2 protein-coding genes are annotated in these 1,771 nt (G+C 43.1%); one reads left to right on the top strand and one right to left on the bottom strand.

Features of this window, described 5'->3' with window-relative positions:
- Positions 1-578: type IA DNA topoisomerase (locus WA010_RS05050; protein WP_422556058.1), on the bottom strand; the 578-nt coding region annotated here is incomplete at its 3' end.
- A gap of 245 nt (positions 579-823) precedes the next feature.
- On the opposite strand from WA010_RS05050, the gene WA010_RS05055 reads away from it, so the two are divergent.
- Positions 824-1,771 (top strand): flagellin hook IN motif-containing protein (locus WA010_RS05055; protein WP_422556059.1); only part of this gene is annotated, 948 nt, incomplete at its 3' end.

The raw sequence follows: 1,771 nt of genomic DNA on the forward strand, positions 1-1,771 counted from the left end.
TCGATACTCCAGTATTCTTCAGGGATAAAGGCGCGGATTTCACGTTCGCGATCAACGACGATTTTGAGGGCTGAGGATTGGACGCGTCCTGCTGAGAGCCCTTTTTGAATTTTACTCGCCAGAAGCGGAGAGAGTTTATACCCCACCATGCGATCGAGTAAACGGCGTGCTTGCTGTGCATTGACCCGATCCATATCGATACTACGCGGAGTTTCTAACGCGTGAATAATAGCATTTTTCGTAATCTCATGAAACACGATACGCGGCAGTGACTCGGGGTCTTTATCAATCGCATGGGCGATATGCCATCCGATTGCTTCTCCCTCGCGGTCTTCGTCGGTCGCGATAAAGATTTCATCGCTTTTTTTGGCTAACTCTTGAATCTGTTTGACGGTAGCGGTACTGTCTTCGCTGATACGATACTCGGCAATGATTTTCTCATCATCGATTTTGATACCGAAGCGGTTTTTAGGGAGATCCCGAATATGCCCTTTTGAGGCGATTACCTCGTAATCTTTGGAGAGGAAGTTTTTAATGGTCTTGGCTTTTGCCGGAGACTCTACAATGATGAGTTTCAAAAAATGAATCCTAAACGTTTATTTTCTGCCTCACAAGAGGCAAGCTTTAGCAGCCTAAGCGGCAAGCGTAGGTAAAGGGGCTTTTGCTCCTTTACCGAACTATAAATTAATGTATTTGCGAAAGTGTAACAAAAAAAATTGTAAAACCGTTAAAGTTTTTTTTTTATCTCCCGATATGGTTTGTAGAAGCAAGGATGCTCAAATAACTAAAGAGCCAAAAGTGCTCTTACGATAAAGGATTTATCATGGGTTTCAGAATTAACACAAATATTGCAGCAATGAATGCACATTCAGCGGCGAATATGAACAATCGTAGTTTAGATAATTCATTGTCTAAACTCTCTTCAGGTCTTCGTATCAACTCCGCAGCAGATGATGCTTCAGGGATGTCGATTGCCGATTCTTTGCGTTCACATGCTTCGGCACTAGGACAAGCTATATCCAATGCGAATGATGGGATTGGTGTTGTACAGATCGCTGATAAAGCGATGGATGAGCAGCTAAAAATTTTGAATACGATCAAAACAAAAGCGACTCAAGCAGCACAAGATGGACAAACGGCACAATCACGTCAAGCGCTTCAAAAAGATATTTCACGTTTGATGGAAAGTTTGAACGGTATCGCATCTCAAACCTCTTTCAATGGTCAAAATCTTCTTAACGGTGGATTTACCAATAAAGAGTTTCAAGTAGGTGCGTTTTCAAACGAAACGGTCAAAGTCAACATTGGTGCGACGAATTCAAACCAAATCGGACATATCCGTACAGAAACAGGTGAAGCGGTTACCGCTGCCGGTACTGTCAGTATGAAAATCGATAACGTAACCTTTGAGAGTGTTGTTATTAGTTCGGGAGCCGGTACCGGTCTTGGACAATTGGCTACTATGATCAATAAAAACCAAGAAGCGCTTGGTATTCGTGCTTCGGCAAATGTTTCCAAAGATTTTGGAGTTGTTACAGCAGGTGCGACCGTTAGTTTGTCTATCAACGGTGTTAAAATCGGTACGATCAGCGGTGTTTTAGCCAACGACAGTGATGGACGGTTGGTAAATGCGATCAATGCCCAAAAAGCGTTGACGGGAGTTGAAGCTTCTACCGATAAAGACGGGCATTTGATTCTTAAATCAGACGGGCGTGGAGTTATGATTACGGCAGGTACTGGTTCTATTACGGCAGGTACTAAATTCTACGGT

Origin of the sequence: Sulfuricurvum sp. (assembly GCF_049305995.1) — a bacterium.
In the GTDB taxonomy this organism is placed as follows: Bacteria; Campylobacterota; Campylobacteria; order Campylobacterales; family Sulfurimonadaceae; genus Sulfuricurvum.